This window comes from Stenotrophomonas sp. 63632_Sma (assembly GCF_056482875.1).
The window spans coordinates 1,581,034-1,606,142 of the sequence record NZ_CM151220.1 but is presented as its reverse complement, the minus strand read 5'-3'; the positions used below and the strand labels follow the sequence as shown (position 1 = coordinate 1,606,142).

General features: G+C 61.5%; 21 protein-coding genes. 4 read left to right on the top strand and 17 right to left on the bottom strand.

The genetic code is table 11. The features are described 5' to 3' along the window. Positions 1-5 precede the first annotated feature (5 nt). The gene (locus ACZK45_RS07365) at positions 6-1,526 is read left to right on the top strand and encodes a conjugal transfer protein TraG N-terminal domain-containing protein (protein ID WP_023093425.1); all 1,521 of its coding nucleotides are present in this window, start codon (positions 6-8) and stop codon (positions 1,524-1,526) included. Between the two features lie 11 nt (positions 1,527-1,537). Here ACZK45_RS07365 and ACZK45_RS07360 read toward each other — a convergent pair whose 3' ends face one another. The 3 genes from ACZK45_RS07360 to ACZK45_RS07350 form a co-directional block, all read right to left on the bottom strand. Then, complete coding sequence (locus ACZK45_RS07360; protein ID WP_023093424.1) at positions 1,538-1,903, bottom strand: DUF3742 family protein; 366 nt, start codon at positions 1,901-1,903, stop codon at positions 1,538-1,540. 85 nt (positions 1,904-1,988) lie between these two features. Then, positions 1,989-2,621 (bottom strand): RES family NAD+ phosphorylase, encoded by a 633-nt coding sequence (locus tag ACZK45_RS07355; protein ID WP_023093423.1) that lies wholly within the window; start codon positions 2,619-2,621, stop codon positions 1,989-1,991. Between the two features lie 12 nt (positions 2,622-2,633). Further along, the gene (locus ACZK45_RS07350; RefSeq protein ID WP_023093422.1) at positions 2,634-3,260 is read right to left on the bottom strand and encodes a hypothetical protein; all 627 of its coding nucleotides are present in this window, start codon (positions 3,258-3,260) and stop codon (positions 2,634-2,636) included. A gap of 317 nt (positions 3,261-3,577) precedes the next feature. On the opposite strand from ACZK45_RS07350, the gene mobH reads away from it, so the two are divergent. Continuing rightward, positions 3,578-5,416, top strand: coding sequence for a MobH family relaxase (mobH, locus tag ACZK45_RS07345; RefSeq protein WP_023093421.1), 1,839 nt, complete (start codon positions 3,578-3,580; stop codon positions 5,414-5,416). 80 nt (positions 5,417-5,496) lie between these two features. Here mobH and ACZK45_RS07340 read toward each other — a convergent pair whose 3' ends face one another. The 12 genes from ACZK45_RS07340 to ACZK45_RS07285 all read right to left on the bottom strand — a co-directional run bounded on the left by ACZK45_RS07340 (position 5,497) and on the right by ACZK45_RS07285 (position 19,270). Continuing rightward, complete coding sequence (locus tag ACZK45_RS07340; protein WP_023093420.1) at positions 5,497-8,148, bottom strand: excinuclease ABC subunit UvrA; 2,652 nt, start codon at positions 8,146-8,148, stop codon at positions 5,497-5,499. Positions 8,149-8,173: 25 nt separating this feature from the next. After that, the gene (gene nhaA, locus ACZK45_RS07335) at positions 8,174-10,039 is read right to left on the bottom strand and encodes a Na+/H+ antiporter NhaA (RefSeq protein WP_023093419.1); all 1,866 of its coding nucleotides are present in this window, start codon (positions 10,037-10,039) and stop codon (positions 8,174-8,176) included. Between the two features lie 60 nt (positions 10,040-10,099). Further along, positions 10,100-11,413: a replication-associated recombination protein A gene (locus ACZK45_RS07330; RefSeq protein ID WP_023093418.1), complete on the bottom strand. Its 1,314-nt coding sequence runs from the start codon at positions 11,411-11,413 to the stop codon at positions 10,100-10,102. 51 nt (positions 11,414-11,464) lie between these two features. After that, complete coding sequence (locus ACZK45_RS07325) at positions 11,465-12,772, bottom strand: NAD(P)/FAD-dependent oxidoreductase (RefSeq protein WP_023093417.1); 1,308 nt, start codon at positions 12,770-12,772, stop codon at positions 11,465-11,467. Positions 12,773-12,790: 18 nt separating this feature from the next. After that, on the bottom strand, positions 12,791-13,621 hold the full coding sequence (gene fghA, locus ACZK45_RS07320; RefSeq protein WP_023093416.1) for an S-formylglutathione hydrolase: 831 nt from the start codon (positions 13,619-13,621) through the stop codon (positions 12,791-12,793). A gap of 58 nt (positions 13,622-13,679) precedes the next feature. Next, the gene (locus ACZK45_RS07315; RefSeq protein WP_023093415.1) at positions 13,680-15,014 is read right to left on the bottom strand and encodes a DUF3422 family protein; all 1,335 of its coding nucleotides are present in this window, start codon (positions 15,012-15,014) and stop codon (positions 13,680-13,682) included. A gap of 182 nt (positions 15,015-15,196) precedes the next feature. Continuing rightward, complete coding sequence (locus ACZK45_RS07310; protein ID WP_023093414.1) at positions 15,197-15,595, bottom strand: VOC family protein; 399 nt, start codon at positions 15,593-15,595, stop codon at positions 15,197-15,199. A 43-nt stretch (positions 15,596-15,638) separates the two neighbouring features. Beyond that, a complete protein-coding gene (locus tag ACZK45_RS07305) occupies positions 15,639-16,748 on the bottom strand; it encodes an S-(hydroxymethyl)glutathione dehydrogenase/class III alcohol dehydrogenase (RefSeq protein ID WP_011871467.1) in 1,110 nt (369 codons plus the stop codon). A 59-nt stretch (positions 16,749-16,807) separates the two neighbouring features. Then, on the bottom strand, positions 16,808-17,083 hold the full coding sequence (gene frmR / locus ACZK45_RS07300; RefSeq protein ID WP_023093413.1) for a formaldehyde-responsive transcriptional repressor FrmR: 276 nt from the start codon (positions 17,081-17,083) through the stop codon (positions 16,808-16,810). 282 nt (positions 17,084-17,365) lie between these two features. Further along, positions 17,366-18,256: a carbon-nitrogen hydrolase family protein gene (locus ACZK45_RS07295; RefSeq protein WP_023093412.1), complete on the bottom strand. Its 891-nt coding sequence runs from the start codon at positions 18,254-18,256 to the stop codon at positions 17,366-17,368. Then, on the bottom strand, positions 18,253-18,861 hold the full coding sequence (locus ACZK45_RS07290; protein WP_023093411.1) for a GNAT family N-acetyltransferase: 609 nt from the start codon (positions 18,859-18,861) through the stop codon (positions 18,253-18,255). Before ACZK45_RS07290 ends, ACZK45_RS07295 begins: the two co-directional genes overlap by 4 nt. 1 nt (position 18,862) lies before the next feature. After that, positions 18,863-19,270: a ketosteroid isomerase-related protein gene (locus ACZK45_RS07285; RefSeq protein ID WP_017514126.1), complete on the bottom strand. Its 408-nt coding sequence runs from the start codon at positions 19,268-19,270 to the stop codon at positions 18,863-18,865. Positions 19,271-19,424: 154 nt separating this feature from the next. On the opposite strand from ACZK45_RS07285, the gene ACZK45_RS07280 reads away from it, so the two are divergent. Beyond that, a complete protein-coding gene (locus ACZK45_RS07280; RefSeq protein WP_023093410.1) occupies positions 19,425-20,330 on the top strand; it encodes a LysR family transcriptional regulator in 906 nt (301 codons plus the stop codon). Positions 20,331-20,480: 150 nt separating this feature from the next. Here the strand turns inward: ACZK45_RS07280 and uvrB are convergent, their stop codons facing one another. Both uvrB and ACZK45_RS07270 read right to left on the bottom strand, forming a co-directional pair. After that, entirely contained in the window at positions 20,481-22,457 is a 1,977-nt protein-coding gene (uvrB, locus tag ACZK45_RS07275) for an excinuclease ABC subunit UvrB (RefSeq protein WP_023093409.1), read from the bottom strand. A gap of 375 nt (positions 22,458-22,832) precedes the next feature. Further along, positions 22,833-23,294: a DUF488 domain-containing protein gene (locus ACZK45_RS07270; protein WP_414489358.1), complete on the bottom strand. Its 462-nt coding sequence runs from the start codon at positions 23,292-23,294 to the stop codon at positions 22,833-22,835. Positions 23,295-23,749: 455 nt separating this feature from the next. On the opposite strand from ACZK45_RS07270, the gene ACZK45_RS07265 reads away from it, so the two are divergent. Next, complete coding sequence (locus ACZK45_RS07265) at positions 23,750-24,691, top strand: LysR family transcriptional regulator (RefSeq protein WP_028698648.1); 942 nt, start codon at positions 23,750-23,752, stop codon at positions 24,689-24,691. The last annotated feature ends 418 nt before the right edge of the window (positions 24,692-25,109 follow it).

The following is a 25,109-nucleotide window of genomic DNA, read 5'->3' as shown; positions in this document are numbered from 1 at the left end:
GAGCCATGACGCTTTTCACGACCGACTACCTGGAGTACTACCTGACCCTGGTGTCCTGGATCGTCAACAACGGCATCTGGGCGGTACTGGTATCCAGCGGGGTATTCGCACTGCCCTTCGTGACGATCATCGTGCAGGAATGGCTCAAGGCCCGTGCGGAGGGTGCCGACGAAGGCAACAAGGGCGTGCTCTCGGCCGCACGCATCGAGAACCGGGTGTTCGTCGCCATCGTAGTGGTGATGTTCGCCGGCATCCCCTTCATCGACGTGGATCTCAACACCATTCAGTACGACAGCTCGCGCTCGGCCCAGTGCCAGGTCAACGTGCCGCAGCCCACGGATACCGGCTGGTCCCAGTCCTTCAGCACCATCAACAACCAGAGTGCCAAGGTGCCGGTCTGGTGGGCCTTCATGCACGCGCTCTCGCGCGCCGTCACCAGCGCCTCGGTGGCGGCAATTCCGTGCGGGACAGACCTACGACAGATGCGCATGGAGATCGACGCTACCCGCATCAACGACCCAGTTCTGGCTCAGGAAGTGGCCGATTTCACACACGACTGCTACGGACCTGCACGCGCTAAATTGTTCATGGCGCGGCCGGAGCTGGACGAAGCTCAAATGAACGACGTGACCTGGATCGGTTCGAGGTTTTTCACGGATACCGGCGGCTACTACGACAGCTACCGTTCCAGCACGGCGCGCGAGTCATGGCCCTATGACGACACCCGCGACGCAGGGCTTGCGCAGGTGGCCAGTGGCGGCGGTTACCCGACCTGCAGGCAGTGGTGGGCCGATGGCAGCAACGGCCTGCGGGCACGGCTGCTGAGCCAGGTGGACCCCAGCCTGTTGAATCGCTTGGCGGGCTGGGCCGGGTTCCTGAGCCGTACCGAGGTGGACGATTCGGTGGTCCGTACCATCGCGTCACCGCGACAGCAGAAGCTCAACCAGGGTTCGGTCTATACCGACTACGGCGGCCAGATCGACAAGACCCTGCCGAACATCGTGACGCGGGCCACGGGGGATGTAGGAATGGCGGTCGGGGCACTTGCCGCATTTCCCGCCATGGACGTGGTGCGCCAGGCGCTGCCCATGGTGCTTGCCTTGCTCAAGATGGCACTGGTCATCTGCATCCCGCTCGTACTGGTCGTCGGAACCTATGACCTGAAGACGGTCGTCACCGTCAGCGTCGTGCAGTTCGCGCTGTTCTTCACCGATTTCTGGTTCCAACTCGCACGCTGGATCGACAGCACCATCCTCGATGCGCTCTATGGGTGGGGCTTCGGCTGGAACCGGCCACACACTAACTTCGATCCACTGGTGGGGCTGAATAATGCCTTTGGCGACCTGCTCCTGATGTTCGTCATGGGCACGATGTTCCTGGTCTTGCCGGGCTTTTGGCTTGCGAGCCTTACCTGGGTTGGGATTCGGGCCGGGCACGTCATCCAGGGGCTTTCAGATGGCAGCAAGAGCGCCGGCCAAGCAGGCGGTAAGGGCGCTGGGGCCCTTACCGGAGGTAAGCTGAAGTAGCGCGGTGCCGATCAGTCGTCGGTGTACAACTCGTGCGACGTATCGTTGTACAGATTGGGATCGTAGCCGGGTGTCTTGCGCAGTTCGGTGAGGTCGGTGAACGGCCACTCGTCTTCTTCCGAGGTATTGGCAGCCGCCGCCCATCCCGCCACCACGACTCCCAGCAACACGAGTGCGAACCAGAAGGCGGCGTAGAGCAGCGCGCCCAGCACAGCCAGCTTGACCGCCCACAGCAGCACTGTGACACCAACCGAAGGCACCCCTGTGGCCACCAACCAATTCGATACCCGCCGTTCGCCACGCGCATAGGCACGCCATCCACGGCCAAAGGCGCGGCCGATACGTTCTGCGGTGCTGGTGCGGGTTGTGGTGTTCATGGTCGTCTCCTGCTACTGAGGAATGCCTATTCCAGTGTGCTCCACTTCATTCCGTTTCGGGCTTCCAATGTGTCTTCTCGCTGCTTCAGGACGCTTCGTCATCCGGTTCTATCGGGCCGGGGTCGGGTTCCACGCCGATGCGGTAGGTGGCAACGAAACGCGGCCAGTCCACATGGTCAACCAGATCGATGTCCTCGATGACGCTGACCTTCGTTTCCGCACGCTCGAACAGGGCGATGCTCTTGGCGGGATAGTTGTTGCGCGACGGATAGAGTACCCCGTCAAACAGAGGTTGGCCGTCGTCGCCGACCATCGCATGCACATGAGCGGACACCTGCTGCGTGTGCGTGTAGCCACGGCTGGCCAACTGCTCCAGGTTCAGGCCAAAGTAGCCCGCCATGACGCCTGGTGCCGTGAGATCGGCCAGAAGCACGTCGGCCATCACCCCTACGGCGCGCACCATCCTGCCCTGGACTTCTTTCAATGCGATCGAGCGCTTCGCGTCATCAAGCCACTGATGCTTGTGAAACACCGACTCCATCAGCGCCGTGGGCAGGTCGCGCCCCAGGTAGAGCACGCCGTAGGTTCGGGCAGGGTCGTCGTAGCGATTGGTGCTGCTGCGACCATAGTACAGCGGGCTGCCCCGATAGACGACGCGGCTCACATGCTGGAGCAGTTCACCGGCATCGATCAGGAACGAAGGCAGCTCGTGGCTCATGGCAGTCTCGCTTCAATGCACCTGAACGCCCAGCACGTTGAACACGGCCTCGGCCACGTCGTCGATCGTGCCATGCGTCACCGCATCCACCGGCGAGCGACCGCCCAAGCCTTCGAGCGGTTCGGACAGTGCGCGGTAGATCGTCCAGTGATCGATACCCTCGACCTCCTGAAGCACGGTTTGGGTCAACTGCTGTTTCACCGGGTCGAGCTGCCAGTCGGGCAGCTTCTGACCGCGTGGCCCCACGTTCAGCGCCAGCAGCCGACGCGCGAGGATGTCCTTGTAGATCTGCTGGCGCGACTTGTCCGCCAGCTTGGCGAACTCCGCGGGCGGCAGGTTGTGCGGCTGGTTGAAGGTTTCCAGCAGCACGGCACGGCCTCGCTGGACGTCGGTTTCATTCGGTGCCCAGCGCGTGTCGGCGCGCAGCGCGGCCGCCTTGCGTGCAAGGGCCTGCCCAACGGTCTCCCCCTGCAAGTTGGCGGGCAGTGTCACCGCTTCCACGCGCTCGTGGACGAACGCCTGCAACTCGGCCGCGAAAGCCGTGGCATCCCGGATTTCGACGGTATCCGCGAAGCGGCGTACATCTTCCACCGTGACGCGCGGCAGACGGTCGGCAATGAATTCAATGGCAGTGGGCATGGTCATCTCCCGAGTAGGTTTGAGACAGGCTTCACTCTAGTCGCCTTTGTCGCGTTTGTCAACTTTGACGCCTAGAGAGCAACGTACCCGGCGGAAGCAGCGCCTTCGCAGCATAGACCGAGGCCAGCGCCTGGTCGCCGTCCAATGCATTCGAGCGGGTTCCACATTGACGGTGGAGCCGCGGTCCAGGCCCCGCTATACCGAAACGGTTAAAGGCCAAAGGGTCGAAATGGCAAGGGAATGGGGTGCAAGGGGAAAGGCCCTACCTCGAAAAGGCCAAAAGGCCTCCCGGTCGGCCCGTCATTAGGACACCTCACATGCTCTCCCTGTTCCAGCGAAAACGGCCCCCGGTCGCTGCCGCACCGACGCCACCACCCGTCACCGACCTCCCGAAAGGGCTGCTGCGTCCTGAGTCGGCCGCATCGCTGCTGGCCACCCCACGCCGGCAGAAGCTGCTGGAGCACATCTGGCAGCGCACGTCGCTCTCACACCGGCAATTCGCCACCCTGTACCGCACGCCCCTGGAACGCTACGCCGAACTGGTCCAAGCCTTTCCGGCCTCCGAGGCGCATCACCATGCCTATCCGGGCGGCATGCTCGACCACGGCCTGGAGATCGTGGCCTACAGCCTGAAACTGCGGCAGTCCCATCTGCTGCCCATCGGTGCCAGTCCCGAAGACCAGGCGGCGCAGTCCGAAGCCTGGACCGCCGCCGTCGCCTATGCTGCGCTGCTCCACGATATTGGCAAGATCGCCGTCGATCTACACGTCGAACTGGCCGACGGCAGTACTTGGCATCCGTGGCATGGCCCGCTGCACCAGGCGTACCGATTTCGCTACCGTGACGACCGCGAATACCGCCTGCACAGCGCTGCAACAGGCTTGCTCTATCGCCAACTGCTCGACCGCCACGTCCTGGACTGGCTCAGCGACTATCCGGCTCTCTGGGCACCGCTGCTCTATGTGCTGGCCGGTCAGTACGAACATGCCGGTGTACTAGGGGAACTCGTCGTGCAAGCAGACCGGGCGTCGGTGGCCCAGGAGCTGGGCGGCGATCCGGCGCGCGCCATGGCCGCGCCCAAGCACGCACTGCAACGCAAGCTGCTGGACGGGTTGCGCTACCTGCTCAAGGAACAGTTGAAGCTGAACCAGCCGGAAGCCTCCGATGGCTGGCTCACCGAGGATGGTTTGTGGCTGGTGAGCAAGACGGTCTCGGACAAACTGCGCGCACACCTCCTGTCTCAGGGGATCGATGGCATTCCTGCGAACAACACCGCCGTGTTCAACGTACTGCAGGACCACGGCATGCTCCAGCCCACCTCGGACGGCAAAGCGGTCTGGCGCGCGACCGTCACCAGCACGACCGGCTGGTCCCATTCGTTCACCCTGTTGCGTCTCGCTCCCGCGCTGATCTGGGAGTCTGGCGAGCGACCAGCACCTTTCGCAGGCACGGTAGAGATCGACGCGACGCCCGCGGAAAACGACGCCAGCATGTCGGCTCCCGCGCCAACCGTCTCGGTGAACCCAGCGCAGGGAGGTCAAGAGCCTCCAATTTGGGAGGACGACAGCACCACCATCGTTTCACCGCCCGCGGCCCAGCCCGTGCCCGACGTCATGGAGGACTTGCTCGCGATGGTGGGCTTGGGTGAGTCGGCCGGCGTTGGTCAGGATGCCGAAGAGTTCCTCCACCCTCCCGCGCCAGCAACAGCCGCGACGTCCATTCCATCACCTGTACCCGCGCCTACGCCTGGGTCATCGGCAACGAAGCCATCCGCGGAACAGTTCATGGTTTGGCTGAAGCAGGGAATCACCTCACGACGGCTCATCATCAATGACGCGAAGGCGCTCGTGCATACGGTGAATGACACGGCCTACCTGGTCAGCCCGGGTGTGTTCCAACGCTATGCGCAGGAGCATCCCGAAGTGGCCGCGCTCGCCAAGCAGGAGAATCAACAGGATTGGCAGTGGGTGCAGAAGCGCTTCGAGAAGCTGCAGCTACATCGCAAGCACCCCAATGGCCTGAACATTTGGACCTGTGAGGTCACGGGCCCGAGGAAGTCCCGCCGACTGCATGGCTACCTCCTTGAAGATGGGTCCTTGGCATTCCCCGAAATACCGCCCAACAATCCCTATCTTGCTCTGACTCAGGAAGGATGACGCGATTCGGGCATTGATCGCCACCGTCGTTTGGCGACGATCAATACCCCGCGAAAGCTGGCAACATTTGGCGAACTGAGCTACTCGGCCCGCGCCAACTCCTGCGCAAGGAACGGAGCGGTTCGGCTGCCAGACGTTCGGGCCACCTGCTGAGGGGAGCCCGCCACCACGATGCTGCCGCCGGCAGCGCCTGCACCAGGCCCCACGTCGATCACCCAATCGGCCTGAGCCACCGCGCGCATATCGTGCTCGATCATCACCACGGTGTTGCCGGCATCGACCAGGCGCTGCAACTGCACCAGCAGCCGGTCGGCATCCGATGCATGCAGCCCGGTGGTTGGCTCGTCGAGCACGTACAGGCTTCGGCCGCGCTGGCTGCGCTGAAGCTCGGTCGCCAGCTTGATGCGCTGCGCCTCGCCACCGGAAAGTTCCGTGGCCGGTTGCCCCAGGCGCAGATAGCCCAATCCGATATCGCGCAGCAATTGCAGGGGCCGGGCCACGGCGTCTTCACCCGCAAAGAATTCGCTGGCTTCGTCCACGGTCATCTGCAGCACCTCGGCGATGTTGCGCCCGTTCCATCGCACCTTCAGCGTGGCCTCGTTGTAGCGTGCGCCATGGCACGTCGGACACGGGGCGTACACGCTGGGCATGAACAGCAACTCCACACTGACGAAGCCCTCGCCCTCGCAGGTCTCGCAACGCCCCTTAGCCACGTTGAACGAGAAGCGCCCGGCGTCATAGCGGCGGCGTCGCGCATCGGGCGTGGCGGCGAACAGCTTGCGCACGTGGTCGAACAGGCCGGTGTAGGTGGCCAGGTTGGACCGGGGCGTGCGCCCGATCGGCTTCTGGTCCACCTGCACCAGGCGCTGTATGGCGTCCACGTCGCCCGCCAGATGACCGCCAGTCGCTTCGATCACTGCCGGCCCTTCGCTGGTGGCGCTTTCGGCCGCGTCGTCCTCGGGCTCGTGGCCCAAGTGCAGTAGCACCAGCTCCGGCAGCGCCTGCGCGACGAGGCTGGACTTGCCCGAGCCGGAGATGCCGGTGACGGCCGTCAGCACGCCCAGCGGAATGCGTGCGTCCACGCCATGCAGGTTGTGACGATGAATGCCCTGAAGCTCCAGCCAGCCGGTCGCTTCGCGTGCCCGGCTTCCCGGCGCGGCGATTTCGTCGAACAGATAGCGGGCGGTGCGCGATTCGGCAATCTTGCGCAGGCCGTCCGGCTCGCCGCTGTAGAGCACGCGGCCGCCACGCTCCCCGGCATCCGGCCCCACATCCACCAGCCATTGCGCGCGGCGCATCAGGTCCAGGTCGTGCTCGACCACGAACACCGAGTTGCCGGCGTCACGCAGCCGGTCGAGCGCGTCGTACAGCGCCTGGCTGTCGGAGGGGTGCAACCCCGCCGAGGGCTCGTCGAGCACGTACACAACACCGAACAGCAGGGAACTCAATTGCGTGGCCAGCCGCAGGCGCTGCAACTCGCCGGCCGAAAGCGTCGGCGTGGCCCGGTCCAGCGTCAGGTAACCCAGGCCCAGCCCACGCAGTTGACGCAGGCGCGCCATCACACCGCCGGCCAGGCGCTGCGCGGCGAGGCGCTTTTCTTCCGACAGCGCGGAGGTGCGGCGCACGTCGGGCGATACCGCATGGACGGCACGGCCGGAGGCCGCGCGTTCGGCACGGTCGCGTCGGGTCGCTTCCTTGTCCGTAGCCTCCCCCGCTGCATGGGCGCGGAAATCGCCCTGGGCAATGGGTTCGAGCAAGGCAGCCAACTGGTCCAGCGGCATCTGCATGAACGCGCCGATGTCCACGCCGGCGAAAGTGACCGACAGCGCCTCGGGCTTGAGCCGCTTGCCGTGGCAGGTGGGGCACGGCTTGCCCTCCATGAACCGGGACACGCGCTTTCTCATCAGTGCGCTTTGGGTATTGGCAAAGGTGTGCAGCACATACCGCCGGGCGCCGGTGAAGGTGCCCATGTAGCTCGGCTCCATCTTGCGCTTGAGCGCGACGCGAGTTTCGGCGGGCGTGAAGCCGGCGTACACCGGCACTGTCGGTGTTTCCTCGGTGAACAGAATCCAGTCGCGATCCTTCTTCGGCAGGTCCTTCCACGGTCGGTCAACGTCGTAGCCCATGCTGACCAGGATGTCGCGCAGGTTCTGGCCTTGCCAGGCGGGGGGCCAGGAGGCGATCGCCCGCTCGCGGATGCTCAGGGAGGGATCGGGCACCATGATGGCCTCGGTCACCTCGTACACATGGCCCAGGCCGTGGCAGGTCGGGCACGCTCCCTGCGGCGTGTTGGGCGAAAAATCCTCGGCGTACAGCATCGGCTGGTTGGCTGGGTAGGCGCCGGCGCGCGAATACATCATCCGCACCAGGCTGGACAGGGTGGTCACACTGCCCACGGAGGAACGCGCGTTGCTGGAGCCCCGCTGCTGTTGCAACGCCACCGCCGGCGGCAGGCCGTCGATCGCATCGACGTCCGGCACGCCGGCCTGGTCGATCAGGCGCCGCGCATAGGGGGCCACCGACTCGAAGTAGCGCCGCTGCGCCTCGGCGTAGATGGTGCCGAAGGCCAGCGAGGACTTGCCGGAGCCGGAAACGCCGGAGAACACCACCAGCGCGTTACGCGGGATGGAAACGTCCACCTCTTTGAGGTTGTTCTCGCGCGCGCCGCGCACTTCCACCATGCCGCTGGCCGCAGCCGTACAAGAGGATTCACCGAAAGAATTGTTTGGCATGTTTTTATCCTGTAGTTCGTCCCGCTCAGGACGGGACTTCCTGAGTTCGGGGGCCGCGGCGACTGGCTTCGAGCGCCGCGGTGACAGTGCGGGCGTCGTAGCTGCCGCGCAGACGACGACCCTCGACGAAGAACGTCGGCGTGGCGTGCGCACCGCTGGCGACCGCACTGGCGAGGTCGCGCTCGACACGCTCGATCACCGCGGTGCTGTCGAGATCCGCGATGAACCGTTCGACGTCGAGCCCAAGCTCGGCGGCGTAGCCGATCAGATGCTCGCGCTCCAGCGCATGCTGACGGGTGAACACGAAGTCCAGCCACGGCCAGAACATCCCCTGGTTCGCCGCTGCCTCGGACGCCCGCGCGGCAATCGGCCCGTGCGGGTGGTGCGGCAGATGGCGCACCACATACCGCAGGTCGTCCCCGAAGTGGGCGCGCAGATCGTCCCACGAACCGGTGGCGTGCGCACAGTACGCGCACTCGAAGTCCACGTACTCGACGAGTGTGAGCTGGGCGTCCTCCGGCCCGCGGATGTGATCGATCTCCGGATCGACCGGTGGCTCAAGCACCATCGGCAGGTCAGCGGTCTTCTCACCCCACCGCTGGGCGGCGACCTTGAAGATCAGCCACCCGAGCAACGTGGCGAACACCATCGACACGAGCACGCCGACCGTCGCCTGGCGGCCCAGGTCGGAGGTCGTGCCGAACGCGAGCCCGATGATCAGCAGCGACACGGTGAACCCGATCCCGGACAGTGCCGCACCACCGAACACGCTCCCCACCCCGACGCCCTCGGGCAGCCGGCCCAGGCCGAGACGGACGGCGACGAGAGTGATGAGCCCGATGCCCAGGAGCTTGCCGAGCACGAGCCCTGCGATGACGCCCCACGTGACTGGCGAGCCGAAGGCCTCGGCGAGCAGCCCGCCACGCACGTCCACTCCGGCGTTCGCCAAGGCGAACACCGGCACGATCAGCAGCGCCGTCGGCAGCCGCAGGAACTCGTGCAATCGCTCGTTCACCGAGATACCCCGGGACAGCCCGCAGTCCACCGCGCGGGCCGATGCGGCACTCGGAGACTGCCAGAAGTCGCGGAACAGTTGTTTTGCCGCGACGACCTTGTGACGTTGCGTCGCGTAGGCGGGGATCAGCAGCCCCGCGGCCATCCCGGCGAGAGAGGCATGGATGCCGGAGTACACGGTTGCGAGCCACAGCACGATCACGATCAGCACATACGGCATTGCCCGCCACTGGCGGGTGCGCCCTAGCCACCACAACGCAACGAGACTGGCGAGGGCGATCAACAACGGGACGATCCGAATCTCCTCGCTATAGACGATGCCGATGATGGACACGGCGAGGAAGTCATCGACCACGGTCAGGGTGAGCAGGAACACGCGCAACTGACCGGATAGCCGCGGGCCGACGATCGCCAGGGTGCCCAGCATGAATGCCGTATCGGTGCCGACCACCGCCCCCCACCCGTGCAGGCCCTCACTTCCGGCCAGCCCCACGATCAGGACATACACCAGCGCGGGAAGCACGACACCTGCGACACCCGCGATCAGAGCGAGACGGGCACGGCTGCGGTCCCTGAGCGATCCGTGGGCAAACTCCTGACGCACCTCCAGGCCGATCAGGAAGAAGAAGACCACCATCAGGCCGTCGTTGACCCAGTGATGCAGATCCATGTGCAGGCCCAGCGGCCCGAAGTCAAACCCGACGTCCAGGTGCCACAACGCGAAATAGGCATCGGATAGCGGCGAGTTCGCCCACGCCAGCGCCACGACCGTGACGATCACCAGCAGCACCGCAGCACCAGACTCCGTGCGCAGATAGCGGGCAACGCGTCCCCGGCTGATATTCGCCGAGGATGCACCGAAAGAAGTGGCTGACATGTTCTTATCCTGTTCCTGTAGTTCGTGAAGTCGCGATGAGCCGGTTTCGGAGGCGACCGGTCAGGCGTCCGCCTCTGGCAGCGTCCCATCATCCAGCGAGCGCAGCCAAGTAAGCCTTTCTCCCAGCCTGCGCTCAACACCTCTGTCCGTTGGCTGATACCAGCCCGGCCGCGCCACGCCCTCGGGAAAGTAGCTTTGCCCAGCGGCATAGCCGTTGGGCTCGTCATGGGCGTAGCGGTAGCCTTCGTGATACCCCATCTGCTGCATCAGCTTCGTCGGCGCATTGCGAAGATGGAGAGGCACAGGCAGGGAGCCGCTGTTCTTGACGAAGGCCTTCGCCTTGTTCCAGGCGGCATAGGCAGCGTTCGACTTGGGGGCGGCAGCAAGGTAGGTCGCTGCGTGGGCAATCGGTATTTCGCCTTCGGGGGAACCCAGCCTCTCATAAGCCAGCGCGGCATTGAGCGCCAGTTGCAGCGCCTGCGGGTCGGCATTGCCGATGTCTTCGCTGGCCACTACCACCATGCGGCGGGTCACCTGGCTGACGTCGCCGCTACCGTCGAGGATGCGGGCCAGCCAATACAGGGCCGCATCAGGGTCGGAGCCCCGTAGCGACTTGTGGAAGGCTGAGAGCTGCCAGTAGAACTCGTCGCCGCCCTTGTCGAACCTGCGCAGCGATGGACTGGTGGACAGCCTGGCGAACTCGCCATCGACCACGGTCTTGCCAGCGCCCGACGCAGCATTCGTCACCTGCTCAAGCAGATTGAGGAAGCGCCTGCCATCGCCATCGGCAAAGCCCTTGAGCAGATCCAGCGCGTCCGCGTCCAACGTGACGCCCTGGAGATGCGGCAGTGCGCGTTCGTAGAGCTGGTTCAGTTCGTCGCCGGACAGCGGTTCGAGGGTATAGACCTGCGCGCGCGAGAGCAGAGCGGAATTGACCGCCAGCCCCGGATGCTCGGTCGTCCCCCCCACCAGGGTCAGGAGCCCCGACTCGACATGGGGCAGTAGGGCATCCTGCTGCGCCTTGTTGAAGCGGTGGATCTCATCGACGAAAAGCACCGTCGATCGACCATGGTTGTCCAGTTCTGCCTGGGCCTCGTCGATGGCTTGCCGGATGTCCTTCACCCCGGCAAGCACGGCCGAGATGGCGATGAATCGGCTGTCGGTCGCACTGGCGGCCAGGCGCCCCAAGGTGGTCTTGCCCACGCCTGGCGGCCCCCAGAGGATGAACGAGTGCAACTTGCCCGCCTCGAACGCGAGACGAAGCGGCTTGCCGGGGCCGAGCAAGTGCCGTTGCCCGACGAATTCATCCAGCGTCTTGGGCCGCAGGAGTTCGGCCAAGGGAGGCTTGGGCTTTGTCGTGAATAGATCGGTCAAGTTCCTCTCCCTGGCATTTCTAATAGTTGACGTTCCGATAAGGTGGGCACCTCAATCCAGAGAGCCGGATTTATCCAACGCCGTGGGCTCTTTGTCGCTAATCGCATGCATGATGATGCGAGAGCCGCGGTAGCCGATGCTATGGTTCCATACCCAGCTCAACGCGACGCTGAGACGATTTCGCGTACCGATCAGAAAGTAGATATGCGCGAGCTTCCAGATCCACCACGCAAAGGCTCCACGCAGCTTAACCCGCCCCATGTCAATTACGGCCAGGCTGCGGCCGATGGTGGCCAGGTTCCCCTGATGCCGGTATTTGAAAGGCCCGTCAGCGAGCTTGCCTTTCAAACGCCGTCCAATGAGGTTGGCGACGTACTTGCCTTGCTGTTTGGCGGCGGGGGCGATGCCCGGTACGGACTTCCCATCGGCCATGGTGCACGAGGCGGTATCGCCGATGGCGAAGACCTCCGGGCGGCCGGCCACCGTCAGGTCGGGACCAACGACCACTCGACCCGCACGATCAGACGCAGCACCCAGCCAGCGGGCCGCGGGAGACGCCTGGACCCCGGCGGCCCAGACGATGGTCTTGGCCGAAAGGGGCTTGCCGCCATACACCACGCCGTCGGCCGAGCATTCGGTGACCGGCGTACCCAGCACGACCTCGACCCCGAGCTTTTCGAGTGCTTGGCGCGTATAGGCCGACAGATCCTCTGGAAAGACGGACAACAGACGCGGGCCCGCCTCGATCAGTACAACCCGCGACGTGCTCGGGTCAATCGAGCGGAAGTCACGCGCCAGCGTGTCTCGCGCCAGCTCGGCGATGGTTCCGGCCAATTCAACCCCGGTGGGACCACCACCGATGATGACGAACGTCTGCAGCGCGGCACGCTGCTGAGGATCGCTCGTGCGCTCGGCCTCCTCGAAGGCCGCGAGAATTCGGCCTCGAATGGTCGTGGCATCTTCCAGCGTCTTCAACCCCGGCGCGAAAGCCCCCCATTCGTCGTGTCCGAAATAGGCATGGGTAGCACCTGTCGCGAGTACGAGCGTGTCGTAGGTTTGGCGCGAGCCATTGTTGAGAATGACCTGACGCGCGTCCTGGTCGATACCTTCCACTTCCGCCATCAAGGTGTTCACTTCCGGGCGATTGCGGAAGAGATAGCGAATAGGCCAGGCGATCTCGGATGTCGAAAGTGACGCCCCTGCAACCTGGTAAAGCAAGGGTTGGAACAGGTGATGATTGCGCCGATCGATGATCGTCACATCGACCTCGGCACCAGCAAGCTGGTTGGCAACCTCGATCCCGCCGAAGCCCGCTCCGATAATGACGACGTGATGTCGATTTTTGGAGGTCTTTGTCATGACCTGATCTCCTCTCTCTCAGCGTTTCAGCGCCGATGCGTGGTGTGCCATATGCTCGCCAATGAAACTGGCAATGAAGTAGTAGCTGTGGTCGTAGCCCGGGCGCAGATTCAACGTGAGCGGGTGTCCCGTCTCGTCGCAGGCTTTGCGCAGCAGATCGGGCTGAAGCTGACTCTCCAGGAACTCGTCGCCCAAGCCCTGATCCACCAGCAGCGGCAGACGCTCCTGCACGGTGCGAATCAGCTCCACGGTGTCGTACTGCTTCCACGCCTCCCGGTCGCTACCCAGATACGCCTCGAAGGCCTTGTGTCCCCAGGGAACCTGGGTGGGAGCGACGATGGGCGAGAAGGCCGAGACGCTGCGATAACGGCCCGGGTTTCGCAGGGCGATGACCAAAGCACCGTGTCCCCCCATGGAGTGGCCGCTGATGCTCCGCTCCGCTGTCACGGGAAAGTGGGCCTCGATCAGCGCCGGTAGTTCCTGCACGACGTAGTCATACATCCGATGATTCGCAGCCCAGGGTTCCTGTGTGGCGTTGACGTAGAAACCCGCCCCCTGTCCGAGGTCATAGGCGGGATCGTCGGCAACGCTTTCGCCGCGAGCGCTGCTATCGGGCGCGACGACGGCAATGCCATGTTCGGCTGCGTAGCGCTGGACGGCGGACTTGGTGATGAAGTTCTGCTCGGTGCAGGTGAGGCCTGAAAGCCAGTACAGCACCGGCACCTTGCCGTGCTGTGCCTGCGGAGGCAGATAGACGCCGACTTTCATCGTGCAACCGAGCGTCGTGGATTCATGCTGATAAACGTCCTGCCAACCATCAAAGCTGGCGTGATGTTCGATGCGTTCCATGGTGTTCTCCTATGTTCAAAGGAACGGCGCAGCTCTCGCGCGCCAGGACGGCAGCTCGTCAGGAAGATTTCTCTTCCGCTGCCGTGTCGCCGTGGGCGTGTCTGATCCTGCGCACGATCCACCAGATCGTCAGCATCACCGCAGGCACCAGAACCGCCATCACCGGCGCCACGCTGTCGTGAACCATCGGAATGCCCTTGAGCAAGTAGCCGAGAAGACTCACGACGTAATAAGAAATTGCCGCGACCGAGAGGCCTTCGACGGTTTGCTGAAGGCGCAATTGCATCTTGGCCCGGTTGTTCATCGAAGCCAGCAGATCGCGGTTCTGGCGTTCAAGCTCGACGTCGATCCAGGAACGCAGCAACGCGATGGCCCGGGTCAGCTTGTCGGAGAGCTTGGTCTGGCGCTCCTTTACGGATTGGCATGTCCGCATGGCGGGAGCGATGCGACGCTGCAGGAAATCCGCCCAGGTGCAGTACCCGGATACGGCCTCTTCCGCAAGCGCTGCCAGCCTTTCCTCGACGATCTCGTAGTAGGCACGGCTGGCGCCGAAGCGATAGAGATTCGCCGCAACGCCAGCTTCCAGCTCGGCAGCCAGGCCGGTCAATTCGGACAGCAGCACGTCGCTGTCGCGCCGTTCCACCAAGCTCGTACACATCTCGTCGGTGATCGCCGCAAGGCGCGACTCCATGCGTCGCAGTTCCGACGTCATCGATCGTGTCAACGGCAGGGACAGCAACGCCAAGGTGCGGTAAGTCTCGATCTCCAGCAGACGTTGAGCCAGCGCACCCGCCCGCGCCGGGGTCAAATCGCGGGCCAGGACGAGGATCTGCGTCAGGCCATCCGCATCCTGTCGGAAATCGGTCAGGATGGCGGCAGAGCCGTTCTCCACCAGCGAGTAGCACAGGCTGGCAGGATCGAAGCGATCGACCTCCTTCTCCGTTTCCGGCGTCCACGGAAGAAGTCTCAAACGGATGCCGGATACGACCGGGCCGGGAGGAACAAATCCATGCTTGAACGGATTTTCGCCGCACGGCTCTCCCGTCTCGGAATCTAGGGAAGCGCACCAGAGATACGTCGAGAACTCGGTGTGCTTTTCGCAGTGCAGGTCTCCTTCATCCCATGTCACACCGTGGAGCGGCGTAGCATGGTCGGGCTCGGCAACGCCGAAGCGATGAGACAACTCGCTCATCGCCATCTGATCCCTGGCCTGGTCGCCTTCGGTCATGAAAGCGAGCTGCAATATGCCGCGAGGGGCCTGAATCAAGAGATGCGGGCGCGCATGCACTTCCCCCACGGCGGCAGCACGATCGGTGTAGGCCGGCATGCCGTACACGGTGGCGGTCGGGGCAGGTTGTACGGTCGTCGTATTGATGTTGGCCGGCTCTTTCATAACGACCTCATTTCTTCTTGGTTGAAAAACACGCTTCAAAGCAAATGCCCGCAGCCATGCGTTTCGCACATGGCTGCGGGCCGATCTTCATGAGTAGGCACCGCTCTACACGGTCCGTCTAATAGGCTCGCCGTGTAGAGGCTTGTGCTGACCCTTTCAGAACGCCCTCAGCTTCCTAGCTTTCAGACGAAGGTGTACGAGCAGACCTTGTTGCCCGCCGGATCACGCAGGTAGGCCGCATAGGCACCCGGCAGGTGACCACGTGCGCCAGGCTGGCCCTCGTCGGTGCCGCCTGCGGCAAGGCCGGCGGCGTGGAAGGCATCCACTTCGGCGGGAGTGGCGGCAGCAAAGCCGATCGTCACGCCGTTGCTGGAAGGCGCTTCACCATTGCCCGGACGGGCGATGATGAAAGCCGGCTTTTCGCGACCGAAAAGCACCCATCCGTTGCCGAAAGGACCGAGGTTCTTGATGCCGAGAGCACCCAGAGCGGCGTCATAGAACGCGGCCGACTTCTGGACGTCGGCGGCGCCGATGAAGACGTGCGAGAAGATGCCGTCGCCGGAAATGACAGGATTGGACATGGTTAATTTCCTTGGTGGTTGGTTTTGAATGGAGAGTGGGCGATCAGTAGTGGATCACCGTGCGAATCGACTTGCCTTCATGCATCAGGTCGAAGGCGTGGTTGATCTCGTCGAGACCCATGGTGTGGGTGACGAACGGGGCGAGATCGATCTCGCCTTTCATTGCGTCTTCCACCATGCCCGGAAGTTGGGTACGCCCCTTGACCCCGCCGAAAGCAGAGCCCTTCCAGGTCCGGCCGGTGACCAACTGGAACGGACGGGTCGAGATTTCCTTGCCGGCACCGGCGACGCCGATGACGATCGACTGGCCCCAGCCACGGTGGGCAGCTTCCAGAGCCGAACGCATGACGTTGACGTTGCCGATGCACTCGAAGGTGTGATCGACACCCCAGCCGGTCATCTCGATCAGAACCTCGTGAATCGGCTTGTCGAAGTCCTTCGGGTTGAGGCATTCGGTCGCGCCGAAGGTACGAGCCAGCTCGAACTTCGCCGGATTGGTATCGATGGCGATGATGCGGCCCGCTTTGGCCTGGCGCGCACCCTGAATCGCAGCGAGACCGATGCCGCCGAGGCCGAAGATGGCCACCGAGTCGCCGGGCTGTACCTTGGCCGTGTTGTGCACGGCGCCGATGCCGGTGGTCACACCGCAGCCCAGCAGGCAGACGTGCTCGGGATTGGCGTCCGGGTTGATCTTGGCCAGCGAGACTTCGGCGACGACCGTGTATTCGCTGAAGGTCGAGCAACCCATGTAGTGGTAAAGCGGCTGACCGTTGTACGAGAAGCGAGTCGTACCATCGGGCATCAGCCCCTTACCCTGGGTTGCGCGAACCGCGACACACAGGTTGGTCTTGCCGGACTTGCAGAACAGGCACTCGCCGCACTCGGCGGTGTAGAGCGGAATGACGTGATCGCCAGGCTTCACGCTGGTCACACCTTCACCCACCTCCACGACGATACCCGCACCTTCATGACCCAGCACGACCGGGAAGAGACCTTCCGGATCGTCGCCCGACAGGGTGAAGGCGTCGGTATGGCAAACGCCGGTGTTCGTGATCTTGATGAGCACCTCGCCCTTGCGCGGCGGCTCGACGTCGATCTCGACGATTTCCAGCGGCTTTCCTGGCCCGAAGGCAACTGCTGCACGTGATTTCATGATGTCGCTTCCTTTACTAGCTAACTAAATTTGCCCTCACCGAGGGCACCCTGGTGCCTCTACCGCAGATAGGAGCGGACGATAGAGATGGTCTCGTCAATGGACTTGTTCTGCGAATCGCTCCTGATGTCACTACGGGGAAACTCTTCCCGCAGATAGCTCTCCAGAACGGTCGCCATCAATCCGTTGACTGCCCCACGAACGGCCGCAAGCTGCTGAAGAATTGCAGGGCATTCCGCACCTGCATCGAGCGCTTGCTCAAGAGTCGCGACCTGACCTTTGATGCGCCGGATGCGCGTCAGGGCTTGCTTCTTTTCTTCCGGGCTATGTGGCATCGAACACCTCTCAACTTGGGTACACCGCCGCATTATACAATACTCCCCCATAGTATATGCGGCCGAACTTCGCCACAAATTCTGTGCTCTTCGAGCACTCTTACAGGCTAGTACAGGTTTGTTCCCAAGAAGCGCAAAATATTCAAATCAATGAATATTTCTTGCATGTACCGACAGCATCGGGGCAAGTTCAAAACTGGTCAAACTGGAAAAATCTATGCGCAGATAGACATGATCTATCTAAGCCGACTCATCGAGCTGAAGCTATCAAGATGAGACCGGCTAGGCGACCTGACGACCCGAGTACCGAGCCTTCCGCAGTGCAGGCAACATCTGGCCGTCCCAGTCGCGATCGACGGCAACCTGGGCCTGTTCCTGGTTTCGTTCGAGCGCATCGACGTCAAGATCTGCGATTGCCCATGCCTGCGTGCCGCACGTCGTCGCGAGAATGCCGTCCTCAGGGAATCCGCGATCCATGGGTGCATAGATCGTGGCCTCGCCAGTATTCGTGTCCAGCGCCGGACTCCAGTCAGCAGCTCCGGTCGTCACGGCCTGCGCGATGAACATTCGGTTCTCCAGTGCCCGCGCCATGCAGCCCACACGGACCCGGGTTGCACCTGCTTGGGTGTCGGTACAGCTCGGAACCAGCAGCAGGCGCACTCCCGCCTCTCGCTGGGCTCGCACGGGCAATGGAAACTCACTGTCATAGCAAACAGCGATGCCGGCACGCACGCCTTTCAAATCGAACACCTTGAGTTCGTCGCCACCCTCGATGACGCCGGCGTCTTTCTCGAACCCCGTCAACTGCAATTTGTCTTGGTAGTCGCGTGTGCCGTCAGGCGCAAACCACCAAGCCCGGTTGCGGTAGCGGTCCAATCCAACCTGGGTCAAAAACGTACCGGCCTGAATGGTCATGCACAACTCGCGCGACAGGTCGGCATACAGTGCCAGCCACGCAGGCTGCAAGGCCTGCAGCGCGGCCAGAGAGGCGTTGAAATCATGGCGGATGCCAGGCTCGAACGTTGCAGCCAGTTCGAGGGATAGATACTCGGGCAACACGGCCAGTTCCGCCCCGCCACGGCGCGCCTCCTCCAGAGCCAGCCGCTGCCGCGCAGCAAATGCCTCGAAGTCCGCGGGCTGACCCACTGAGTATTTCGCAACTGCTACTTTCATTTCGCGTTCTCCAGGGAGTGCAGCCACATCGTGAGCGTCTGCTCGGTTTCGCTCGGCTCACCCACCTGCTTCCAGGGCAGCGTAACCTTCATGTCCGACTGCCGCACGTAGCCGCGACGGGTCCAGAAGGGGTCATTACTGCGGTAGTTGGAAGGACGCCGGAGATCGTCGTCTGCACGATCCACCGACGCGAACGATGCCCACTGCATGCCGCCCAACGAACGGGCATGCGCTTCGCGCTCGTCAAAGAAGCGATGGCCCAGGCCAAGGCCCCGGAAGGCCGGGAGCAGGACTGATTCGCCACAGTAAAACACTGCCTCCACCGGGATTCCTCGATCGGCGAACGGCACATGGAAGGCCGGCTCCGCATCGCCGAGCGGCAACCCCGTGGACGCACCCACGACCACATCATCAGCGAGCGCGAGTACCAGCAGGCTGTCTGCCGAACGGGCGTACATGGCGAGGTAGTGCTTCTCGTATTCGGTGTCGCCCTCGTATAGGTAAGGAAAGCTGCGGAAGACGCTCGCCCGCAGGCCTGCCACGGCATCGAACCATTCGGCAATGTCCGCGCCACGACGAACCAGCACCTGCACGTCGCTGGTCATTTCAGGCGTCCCCTCCAACCTGTGCGATCCAGTCGCCGAGGTTGTAGTAGTTGGTGACACGAGCGATCTTGCCATCGCGGATCTCGAAGAACGCGCCGCCCGGCAGCACGTAGCGCTGGCCCTGGGCTTCCGGCAGCCCGTCGTCCGTCACCTTGTATTCGCCATGCACCACGTACTCCGCGCCTGCACGCAGGCCGTCGGCGCTGACCATCACCACGATCCCGCGCAGTTGCTCGCCATAGCAGCGGTCCATGCGCTGCAGGAAGGCGCGGAAGGCTTCGCGACCGACCTCACGAGCGCCCTGGTTCAAGTCGTGCGCGACGTCATCGGTCAACATTGACAGCATGGCCTCGCGGTCGCCGCGGTTGAAGGCGTCGTAGTAGGCAGTGATGAGAGTCGCAGCGTTCATTCGCGTTCCTTGTTGGGTTGTTCGGAGCGGAGCATTCCGGGGTGTTGTCAGTCTGGGCAACCGCGCTCCCCTTGTATATGGAATTGTTGCGATTTTATAATTCCACAATCTGGAACAATTAACGAGCAGCGAAACCGGCCATGAGGCGTGCGTCATGAACAAGGAAATGGAACTACTGCGCATCTTTCGGGTGGCGGCCGAAAGCAGCAGTTTTCGCGATGCGGCCGTCCGGCTGGGGACTTCTCCGCAAGGTGTAACCCGTGCCATCCAGCAACTGGAGCAACACTACGGCGAGGTGTTGTTTCATCGAAGCACGCGCCAGGTGCGCATCACCGCCTTCGGCGAAGGGCTGCTAGACCAAGTGCGCCCCGCATTGGAGCGGTTCGAGGATCTGTGGCGACCGCCTGGCTCCGACCAGCAGGCCTCTCTGTCCGGTACGGTTCGCATCACCGCACCGCACAGCTTGGGCGCCAGAGCGGTGCTACCGGCACTGGAGCGCGTGGCCGCGCGTCATCCAGGCATCACGCTGGATGTGCGCCTGTCCGATCGCATCAGCAATACGGTTGACGAAGGGATTGACGTCGGGATCAGGGTCGGATTCATGCGCGATAGCCGCTTCGTCGCACGCAAGGCCGCCGACATGAGACTCCCCATCGTTGCCGCTCCGCGCCTGATCAAGAAAGTGGGCGTACCTGCAAACATCGATGCGCTAAGCAGCCTGCCAGTTACCGTGGCCTTGGATATCAATACCGGCCGTCCCTGGCCTTGGCACTTCAAGGCGGGACGCCAGTGGACACCTACCGCACCCACTCTCGTCGCCGACAATGCCGACATGGAAATGGGAGCGGCGCTGGCCGGGATCGCGTTCGCGCAACTGGCGGACTACATGGCCGCCCCCTACATTGCCAGCGGGAAGCTCGTGCGAGTGCTGGAGAACGAAGAACCTCCGGCATGGGGGTTGTACGTCTATCGGCCTCAGCGTGGCCCCATTCCGGGAAGGGTTCGAGCGGTATTTGATGAAATGCTGGTCGCCGTTGGATCGTTGCCAGCTTTGCGCTGACACGTCGCAAGACGCTGTAGGGCAAACACCTTGGAAAGCGGGGCACTGAGCCTCGGCGGCTCACCCCTCCGGTTGAATGATGAGCCGACCGTCTGCCCGCTTGCCCCAGGTGCAGATCGGTCGGCCATGCAACCCAATGCCGGCGAACGATTAGATGTAAATGAATTGCCGGTACAACCCATCCAACTGACGACGAATGTCTTCGACGCGCTGCTCGTCACCGGTATCGGTAAATTCGAGTAGCTGCTGTTCCTTGGCAGTGATCTGATCGCAAAGGTCGGACAAGTTCTCGCAGAAAGCCTCGGAATGAACGGTGGGCTCCTCCGTATTCGTCTCTTCCCCTGCTAGTTTTCGCACAGACGAGGCTGGAGAAATCCCATTTTCCTCGTTAAAGGCAATTTGAAGCTGCCTGCGCCTATTGGTCTCATCGATCGCCTGCTTCATCGCCGGCGTCACCGCGTCGGCGTACAAGATCGCCTTGCCGTTTTCATTCCGAGCGACTCGACCGATCATCTGAATGAGCGCATGGGCCGAACGCAAGAACCCTGCACGGTCTGCATCGAGAATGGCAACCAATGATGCCTCTGGAATATCCAGCCCTTCGCGCAAAAGACTAATCCCAATCAAAACATCGAACTCTCCTGCGCGCAGGCCATTGATGATCTCAACACGATCCTCCGCTTTTATGTCCGAATGCATGTAGCGCGCTCGAATCCCGTTGTCCGTCAAGAAATCCGTTAGCTCTTCTGCACTGACCTTCGTCAGCGTAGTCACAAGCACTCGATTCTTTCTCTTCACGCACTTCGATATTTCGGCAAGCAGGTCATCTATGTATCCATCCGCTTTCCGCACTTCAACCTTGGGGTCAAGCAGTCCCGTTGGCCTGATAACCTGTTCGACAACCCTGCCTTTCGACACCCTCAGCTCGTAGTCGCCCGGAGTAGCGGAAACAAAGATGGTCTGAGGCTTGACCTTCTCGAACTCGTCAAAGTTCAATGGCCGGTTGTTCTTCGATGAAGGCAAACGGAACCCGTAATCGATCAGCGTGTCCTTGCGCGCCTGATCCCCCCGGTACATTGCGGATATCTGTGGCACCATGACATGAGATTCATCGACGAACAGCAGCCCGTCTTTCGGCAAATAATCCAGCAACGTGATCGGAGGAGAAGCTGCGTCTCGGTCGCTGAAGTAGCAGGAATAATTCTCCATCCCCGAGCAATAGCCGACCTCGCGCATCATTTCCACGTCATGCGTGATCCGCTCGTACAGCCTGTTTGCCTCGACCAAGCGATTATTCCTGTTCAGCTCGGCAACCCGCTCTTCCATATCAGCGAGTATCTTTTTGGACGCGGAATCTATTTTGTTCGTGGGCGGTGCGAAAAGCGTTTTTGGCGAAACCAAATAATGGTCTATCTCTCCCAACGTCTTGCCGGTAACAGGGTCCATCCATTGGACAGACGCAACAGTGTCATCCAACAGTTCCACCCGAACCGCCCTGTACTCGGAATCAGCGGGGAAAATGTCAATCACATCACCTTGGACGCGGAACGTTGCACGCTTGAGAGTGCGCTCCGTGCGATCATATTGCAGCAAAGCCAAGCGACGAATTAGCTCTCTCTGGTTTAGTTTGACCCCAGGGGACAGAGCGATCTGTAGCGCTCGGTATGCATCTGGATCACCCAGGCCGTAGATTGAAGACACCGAAGCGACGACGATCACGTCACGACGCTCAATCAAGGATTTGGTCGTGGACAGGCGCAGGCGCTCAAGGTGGTCATTGATGGCCGAGTCCTTTGGAATGAAACGATCGGTGCCCGGCATATAGATTTCGGGCTGAAAATAATCGTAGTAGGAAACGAAGTACTCGACCGCGTTCTCAGGAAAGAAGTGCTTCATTTCACCATAAAGCTGCGCGGTCAACGTCTTGTTAGGAGCCAAGATCAACGTAGGCCGCTTCAGACGATGAATCACATTGGCCATGGTGAAGGTCTTACCTGAGCCGGTGATACCTTTCAGCGTCTGGTGCGTCGCACCGTCTTCTATGTCCGACAGCAGGCGCGCTATCGCCTCTGGCTGGTCCCCCGCCGGCGTATAGTTGGAGTGCAGAATAAACATACCGGTTGACATTAGATATCTCCTAATTGAGCTACTTCAATTTGTCCTGATGTATCGGCTATTTCAGAAGACCTATAGCAGTACCAAACTGGGGTGTAAATGACGGCGATCCTGCCGCGCCCCACCTGGGCGCAGGCGTCGCCAACATGATAGCCCAACACATGGGCGGGCTTCCCAGTGCATATCCGCCGATCGCCACGACGTCAGCCAACGGCCCGTCTGCCAATGCACCTAGAGCCACTCGCCTCGTTGAGCGCCGACATCGAGCCGTGGCGGGCGAGGTTGCTCTGTACGCCCAATGTGTGGCGCCGGCTCCCGCCGATACGCGCCTTTGTCTCTCTTAGCCCTCCAGACGAGGCGTTGGAAACGTGGAGCTACGTCGCCCCTCTAAAGATGCACGATCTCAACATTCGGCCATTTGCCTGCAAGGTACTCGGCCACTAGCCTCCGATGGCAGTGATGGGGCTTGTCTTCGCTGCAAAGCAGGCAACTGTTATCAATCTTTTCTTTATCGATTGACTCAATCCTTCGGGACGACATTAAATCCAGAAATTTCCTGGCGTAGATATCCCAATCTCCCCCTTTTATTTTATATTCCTCGAACATGTCTTTGGTTGGAGCAAGTGCTGGTAGATGTTCATATTCCATCCCACACAACGCCTCGGAAAAATATCGAAGATCCTCGCGTTTAGCGAAGCCGGCCAATTGCGAAACATTATTCAGGCGAACATCGACAAGGCGCTTGGCACCAGAAGCACTTAACTTGGTGAAGAAGGACCGCGCGGAGGTCTTAGTGAATCCAATCGTGAATATTTTCATCTGCCTTATTCCCCTCGTTCCTTCATCCATAAATGGCTGTTATTGAGCTACCGCCAGGCATGCCCGTCAATCGCAGCTAAGGAAACGCTGGGGGCATGGTGTACTAGCTGCGCCACAACGGCCATGGCAGGCTCCATTTTCTCGCCGCTTCAACGGCCACGACCCGAACAGTTCAAGAGCTTAGCACCGCCTTTTGCGGTTGCGTGCCTCACCACTCACGCTTACTCCCTTCCAGAACGCGCCAACTGCTAAGCTACATGAGGACGACTCGCCCCACAGCGCAAAGCACCTGTGTTCGCGCTATTGGCTGTCCCGTGCGTTGTGGTGCTGACCGTCGATGACGAGTCGAACCTACAGTATGGGCACTGCGCGCGGCAGCCTTTCATGCGTGCCAGCTACGTGCCCAAGGTTGGACGCGGATCGAAGCGTGCGCAGGGTTTTTCGTGAAAGTATAAAATCTAATCAACTTTATCAGAAGAAAATCTATGATCGTAAGAAACTTTGAATACTTGCTTGCTTTGCACCGTGAAGGCCATTTTGGCAACGCGGCCAAAAGCTGCAATGTTTCTCAGCCGACACTCTCCGCGGGCATTAAGCAATTGGAGGAAGACATGGGTGTCGAGATCGTGCGTCATGGGCGACGCTATGACGGCCTCACTTCTGAAGGGATGCGCGTACTGTCTTGGGCTCAGCAGATGTATGACGACTGCAAAGGGCTGGAGCGAGAACTCTCCGCATTACGGCGAGGTATAGAGGGGCAATTCCGGCTAGGGATACTCCCAGGAACTGCCGGTGTAGCGCCCACATTAAGCATCGCCCTTGCTGAAAAAACACCCTTACTTCAACAATCAGTTCTGGTTTCCGGCGCTTCTTCCCTGCTACAGGCGATTCGAGAAAACAATTTGGATATCGCACTCATGCATTTGGAGGATATCCCAGGGGAAGACTTCGATACTCACCTTCTGTACCGTGAACGCATTTTCCTTTTTCACGCCGCGAGAACACAGCAACCCCGAAGCACAACGTGGGACCATGTTCTCAATAGACAACTCTGCGTGCTGAACTCGGCAGTACCTGAACCCATTCAAGATAGGCTGATGCAATGTACCGCGCAGACTATTCGCACTGATTCAATTGACGTGCTATCGGCACACGTGGCGACAGGAAAATATTCGGCAGTTCTTCCGCAATCTCTCGCCGGCCAACTCGCGCACATTCCAAATCTCCACGCAATCGCAATCAATGGACCAATGTCGCACTCAAATGTCGGATTCGTTGCCGGGAAAAATGCGTTCGAGGCACCGTCATCGCGTGCATTGCTCGAAATGGTGCACACCCCCGAACTCGCCGCCACTCTTCAATCCGTTATATCGATCCATCGTCGGTTCCAGCCCAAAGCAGACTCATCTCAAAGCCCCCTGAAATAGCGAGTCTTGAAGAGCAACTCTGTATTGCTTCAACCAGGCGAAGATTGCAGGCATGCCGTGTGCGCCGCTAACAGGCGCCACGTGCTGAGCAACCCATCGAAGGCCACCAGGTCCAGGGGCAACTCGGGGGACAGGAGTACCTGCTGCATGCGGCCTCCTCATGTCTCGCTGGGTCGAGCTGACTGTTCCTAGATCAAGCTAGGAGGCGCGATGTAGCCATGATCGTTGCCCTCTCCCGGCTAGGAGACGAGCACGGCTCGACGATCCCGCGTAGATAGATCGTGCCTATCTGCACATAGATTATTCCAGTTTGACCACTTCTGAGCTTGATCCGATGCTGTCAAGACCGCAGAAGGAGACGCGGCCAACGGCTAGGCAGTACCACGATCGTTCTTCTTGACAGCGGTAAGTCTCGTTT

Excerpts from the sequence above, each read along its gene's own strand:
- frmR (WP_023093413.1), bottom strand. The coding sequence starts at position 17,083 with ATGCCACATAGCCCGGAAGAAAAGAAGCAAGCCCTGACGCGCATCCGG.
- ACZK45_RS07290 (WP_023093411.1), bottom strand. The coding sequence starts at position 18,861 with ATGACCAGCGACGTGCAGGTGCTGGTTCGTCGTGGCGCGGACATTGCC.
- ACZK45_RS07325 (WP_023093417.1), bottom strand. The coding sequence starts at position 12,772 with ATGACAAAGACCTCCAAAAATCGACATCACGTCGTCATTATCGGAGCG.
- uvrB (WP_023093409.1), bottom strand. The coding sequence starts at position 22,457 with ATGTCAACCGGTATGTTTATTCTGCACTCCAACTATACGCCGGCGGGG.
- nhaA (WP_023093419.1), bottom strand. The coding sequence starts at position 10,039 with ATGTCAGCCACTTCTTTCGGTGCATCCTCGGCGAATATCAGCCGGGGA.
- ACZK45_RS07360 (WP_023093424.1), bottom strand. The coding sequence starts at position 1,903 with ATGAACACCACAACCCGCACCAGCACCGCAGAACGTATCGGCCGCGCC.
- ACZK45_RS07295 (WP_023093412.1), bottom strand. The coding sequence starts at position 18,256 with ATGAAAGTAGCAGTTGCGAAATACTCAGTGGGTCAGCCCGCGGACTTC.
- ACZK45_RS07350 (WP_023093422.1), bottom strand. The coding sequence starts at position 3,260 with ATGCCCACTGCCATTGAATTCATTGCCGACCGTCTGCCGCGCGTCACG.
- ACZK45_RS07310 (WP_023093414.1), bottom strand. The coding sequence starts at position 15,595 with ATGTCCAATCCTGTCATTTCCGGCGACGGCATCTTCTCGCACGTCTTC.
- ACZK45_RS07355 (WP_023093423.1), bottom strand. The coding sequence starts at position 2,621 with ATGAGCCACGAGCTGCCTTCGTTCCTGATCGATGCCGGTGAACTGCTC.
- ACZK45_RS07280 (WP_023093410.1), top strand. The coding sequence starts at position 19,425 with ATGAACAAGGAAATGGAACTACTGCGCATCTTTCGGGTGGCGGCCGAA.
- ACZK45_RS07285 (WP_017514126.1), bottom strand. The coding sequence starts at position 19,270 with ATGAACGCTGCGACTCTCATCACTGCCTACTACGACGCCTTCAACCGC.
- ACZK45_RS07340 (WP_023093420.1), bottom strand. The coding sequence starts at position 8,148 with ATGCCAAACAATTCTTTCGGTGAATCCTCTTGTACGGCTGCGGCCAGC.
- ACZK45_RS07365 (WP_023093425.1), top strand. The coding sequence starts at position 6 with ATGACGCTTTTCACGACCGACTACCTGGAGTACTACCTGACCCTGGTG.
- fghA (WP_023093416.1), bottom strand. The coding sequence starts at position 13,621 with ATGGAACGCATCGAACATCACGCCAGCTTTGATGGTTGGCAGGACGTT.
- ACZK45_RS07270 (WP_414489358.1), bottom strand. The coding sequence starts at position 23,294 with ATGGATGAAGGAACGAGGGGAATAAGGCAGATGAAAATATTCACGATT.
- ACZK45_RS07315 (WP_023093415.1), bottom strand. The coding sequence starts at position 15,014 with ATGAAAGAGCCGGCCAACATCAATACGACGACCGTACAACCTGCCCCG.
- mobH (WP_023093421.1), top strand. The coding sequence starts at position 3,578 with ATGCTCTCCCTGTTCCAGCGAAAACGGCCCCCGGTCGCTGCCGCACCG.
- ACZK45_RS07265 (WP_028698648.1), top strand. The coding sequence starts at position 23,750 with ATGATCGTAAGAAACTTTGAATACTTGCTTGCTTTGCACCGTGAAGGC.
- ACZK45_RS07305 (WP_011871467.1), bottom strand. The coding sequence starts at position 16,748 with ATGAAATCACGTGCAGCAGTTGCCTTCGGGCCAGGAAAGCCGCTGGAA.